Here is a 4,057-nt window from a genome sequence, read left to right as displayed (position 1 = left end):
GTTCCCACCCGATTTGCATATTGTTGCTCAAAAACCACATTATACTGTTTGGTTTTGTGCTGAATTCACAGCCGATGGTACGAAAATCAATTTCAGGCCGTTTTTTAGCTCCAACCGGGAATAGCTGTGTCTATATTGATTGTAACATGGTTCGTGCTGGTGTCGTTGCACATCCCTCTGAGTGGCCTTTTTGTGGATATAATGAAATCCAGATGCCTAAAAGGAAGTCAGTGCTCATTGATTATCAAAAGTTAGCGAAACTTACAGGGTTTGCATCCTATAGTACCTTCCGAGAGACTCACAAAGAATTGGTAAGTGAATCCGTTACCAACAGGACCTGCGGCAGGCAACCGGGTTGGAGTGAAAGTGTAGCTGTAGGAAGCCGAAGTTTTGTAGAAACAATTCATTCGAAATTGGGATTTCGAGGTAAAGGTCGGAAGGTTTTAGAACATGACATCGGATTTCAACTTCCAACTTCGTGAAAAACACAGAACCTATAATGTCGAATATGATGGTAGAAATGAGGATATAGGCTCAATAAACACCTCTGAATGGGACGTTAATTTCGAGTAATCAGAGAGTTAACGGAGTTAACGTGGCCCGACCCCGTTCGTTTTCACCCCGTTCGTTTTCGTTTTAGAATTAGGCGATTATATTGTAATCACATAAAGCAAAATTAGAGGTGGCTATGGCAACATTAATAAGAATTGGAAATTCGCAAGGAGTGAGAATTCCAAAAGCGATTATTGAACAAGCACAACTTAGCGAGAATCTACAGGGCATGAGAGGCCAAGGCTGTCAAGGCATCCTTCCTGCCAAGACAAAAGGTGATCAGAATCGAGCGGACGAGCAATGTTGAGACATAGGTACTCAGAAACTCGGGGAATTTTAGCATCCGACTTTTAACGATGGAGTAAAGTTATGAGGCAATGTTTTCTAGTATTTGTGTGGATATGTATCGCTATTTCTCCCGGATATGCACAAGAAATAAAAAATTTTGAGGATGTTGCTCCCAATTCCAAACCAATAAAAATTATATACTTAGCCAAAGATGGCCAACCTGAATCACAACATAGAATTGCCCCAAAGCCTGTGGATCATTTCCGCGTTTGCGCTGTTCAACCCCCTGCTATCCCGACTCAATTGACCGGAGGCATCCAATCTCAACAATTCAATTGGCTGCTCAAACATGGATTGATCACAGAGTGCTCCCTTTTTGAAGCGACCCAAATTTCTGGGGATCAGATCGTTAAAGCCGATATTTTAGGTATCGCGAAACCATTCGGTATGCCTAAAAGCATTAGCTGGGACGGAATACAGGTAAACGAAATTGTCTCATGGAATATCGACACTGCAATCCGGATTCTCAAATATGCATCAGAAATGGACATTGATATAGTTGTGTTCCCCGAGCTTTATCCTGTTCCTTTCTTCCCGTCATTCGCTGTACGCGACAAAGAAATTCTACAGGATTTTTGTTTCGACAAGGATGTATCGAAACACAAGGAATTGTCACGCCTTATAAAAGCGGGTCAGGAATACGGCGTGACATTTTCAATCGGCGTACCTATTCAAGAAGATGGCAAAATCTATAATAGCAATCTATGGATTCACGATGGAGATGTAGTCCATCGTTATAATAAAACCAACATTCCTGGAGCAAAAATAGATCCACAAAAATTGAATGCAGAATATCAAAGATTTACACGGGAATATGAACTTTTTACGCCCGGCAGTACAGAGTCAAAACCGGTCGTTGTAGAAATTCAAGGGAAGATGGTGATGCTGAGTTCTTTAATATGTCATGATCGACGATATGATGCAACTCGAGCGATGGAAGAAATTGGAGAACGGGTAGTAATCAATGAACTCAAAAATAAATATCCTGACAAAGCAGATATCGAGGACATACCCGCCATTGTTGCTGTTCCCTATATCACGCCCCGTACAATTTTTCCTCCAAATCCACAGCTAGATGCTCGGGCATATCGCGATCATTATCATGCCTTAGAAGCCATATCCATGAATGGTGCCCTTGTGCTTGCGTCCACGCGTGCAGAAAAAGATCTGGGGACGGAATTGATGGGAGGGACTGCCATATTTTCTCCCGCGTTTCGGAGTTCAATTAGTATTGATACCAATCGTGCCGCATTGATCATCATCGACGAAGCCTTTGGGGAGCAAAATTTTGCGTCTCGAAGAGCAATCAAATGGCAAATGAATTCATTTAATTCAATTCCTGTAATCAAAACTTTTTTGGATTTTCAATGACGTTTTCAATCTACCAGGTAGCTCAAACACCAATAAGAGCGCCAGTTCGCACATTGACCGCCTCCGATCACAACTGGCAATTGCGTCACAAAAGATCATTTGTCCCAAATCAAGTCTCTTGTGGGAAAGACCGGTTCCGGTGTTCTTGAGTTCCGATTAATACGGCGTTAACTCTTTAATCCGAAGCATAAGACAGCCTTATTAGGTTCTGTTTTGCTTGTTGTTTATACTATGGTGCAATATAATGAGACAAATCAAGTTCACTGAAATAGAAGGTATTAGGGTTGGGCACGCACAGGATCTGGAGGCGGCCACTGGTTGCACTGTCATAATTAGTGAAGAAGGGGCAACCGTTGGAGTGGATGTGAGAGGCGGTGCTCCAGGAACTAGAGAAACCGACCTGTTGAATCCAGTCAATCTAGTGCAAAAAATTCACGCAATCGTTCTGACCGGGGGAAGTGCATTCGGGTTAGATGCCGCCGCGGGAGTAATGCAATATCTTGAGGAAAAAAACGTCGGATTTGACGTTCAGGTTACTAAGGTTCCCATCGTTTGTGGCGCGGCGTTATTTGACCTGACAATCGGTGATTATAGAATCAGGCCGGATAAAGCAATGGGGTATCAGGCATGCTTGAATGCCGGTTCTACGGAGTGTAAACAAGGCAATATTGGTGCGGGCACAGGGGCTACAGTGGGAAAGATTCTGGGCACAGGACGGTCTATGAAAAGTGGTTTGGGATGTTATGCCCTTGAGGTGGAAGGTCTGAAAGTTGGTGCCCTGGTAGCGGTAAACTGTTTGGGTGATGTCGTGGATCCTCTTGCAGGAGAAAAGCTGGCTGGTCCGCTTAACGAGGATATGGAGACCCTGGCCGACACTGAAGAAATCATGATCAACTCATACTCTGACAAAAAAAGCCTTTTCAGTGGTAATACAACCCTTGGCGTTATAGTCACAAATGCGGCCTTTACAAAAGCGCAAGCGACCAAGCTGTCTTCCATGGCTCAAAACGGGTATGCCAGAACCATGCGACCTGCTCATTCAATGTATGACGGTGATACGATATTTGCCATGTCTACCGGCAACATTGAGGCAGATCTAAGCGTTGTCGGTTTACTTGCCGCAAGAGTTATGGAACGGGCTGTAATCGCAGCGGTAAAGAACACCGAATCCCTCTGCGGACTCAAGTGTTACGCTGATCTCAGATTGTGAACGAATTATCGGGATAGGAACGGCCATCACTGACCGCCCCTCCCCCACCACCAAGCATACGGATCGCGTACTAAGGCGGTTCGGCTGATCAAGACAGGAGTTGTATACCTGGAAGAAAAAGACCAGGAGTTCTTCGGAAACAGGCATTCGGTAATGCGATTATTACCCACTTGACTCTGCTCATTCGCCAAGATCCTTTACGGGCATTTCCCGTACTGACCGCTGACTTATGATAAATACCCCATTTCTTCAGCTCCCGGACACGGGTTCGCGGATTCTTCCACTGTTTCCAGAGAATACTCCGTAGACGCCTCATTATCCATCCATGGAGGGAGCGAAGCCACTTGATACTAAGCTTGGCAAAACGGTAATAGTTCCACCAACCACGTAGAAAATTGTTCAGGTTAAAAATAACCTGATGAATGCTTTTGCCGCTTGACCTGCTGCTCAATTGCCGCACCCTTTCTTTCAATCGCTTGATTGATTTTGGGTGGATCTGAATACGGGTGAAGTTTATCATACTGGTAATTCTGAATCCGAGAAAACACATCTCCCATGGACGGGTGACGTGACTTT

Annotated in this window: 3 protein-coding genes and 1 pseudogene; 3 read left to right on the top strand and 1 reads right to left on the bottom strand. The window is 44.4% G+C overall.

The genetic code is table 11. The features are described from left to right. From JWG39_RS15805 to JWG39_RS15795, 3 genes and pseudogenes are all read left to right on the top strand, one after another. Window positions 1–482, top strand: a pseudogene (locus tag JWG39_RS15805) (hypothetical protein); the annotation flags it as partial. Between the two features lie 439 nt (window positions 483–921). After that, window positions 922–2,271, top strand: coding sequence for a carbon-nitrogen hydrolase family protein (locus JWG39_RS15800; protein WP_205220409.1), 1,350 nt, complete (start codon window positions 922–924; stop codon window positions 2,269–2,271). Between the two features lie 244 nt (window positions 2,272–2,515). Further along, window positions 2,516–3,481 (top strand): P1 family peptidase, encoded by a 966-nt coding sequence (locus JWG39_RS15795; protein WP_205220408.1) that lies wholly within the window; start codon window positions 2,516–2,518, stop codon window positions 3,479–3,481. An 88-nt stretch (window positions 3,482–3,569) separates the two neighbouring features. Here the strand turns inward: JWG39_RS15795 and JWG39_RS17275 are convergent, their stop codons facing one another. Continuing rightward, window positions 3,570–4,001 carry a group II intron maturase-specific domain-containing protein gene (locus tag JWG39_RS17275; RefSeq protein WP_369130655.1) on the bottom strand — a complete coding sequence of 144 codons (432 nt, stop codon included), beginning with the start codon at window positions 3,999–4,001 and terminating at the stop codon, window positions 3,570–3,572. Between the last annotated feature and the right edge of the window lie 56 nt (window positions 4,002–4,057).

The sequence above is a fragment of the Desulforhopalus vacuolatus genome, assembly GCF_016918505.1.
Classification (GTDB): domain Bacteria; phylum Desulfobacterota; class Desulfobulbia; order Desulfobulbales; family Desulfocapsaceae; genus Desulforhopalus; species Desulforhopalus vacuolatus.
Note: the sequence above shows the minus strand (reverse complement) of the source record. Positions and strands in the feature narration are given on the sequence as shown.

Coding starts and splice junctions, on each gene's coding strand:
- JWG39_RS15800 (WP_205220409.1), top strand. CDS start 922: ATGAGGCAATGTTTTCTAGTATTTGTGTGGATATGTATCGCTATTTCT.
- JWG39_RS15795 (WP_205220408.1), top strand. CDS start 2,516: ATGAGACAAATCAAGTTCACTGAAATAGAAGGTATTAGGGTTGGGCAC.
- JWG39_RS17275 (WP_369130655.1), bottom strand. CDS start 4,001: ATGATAAACTTCACCCGTATTCAGATCCACCCAAAATCAATCAAGCGA.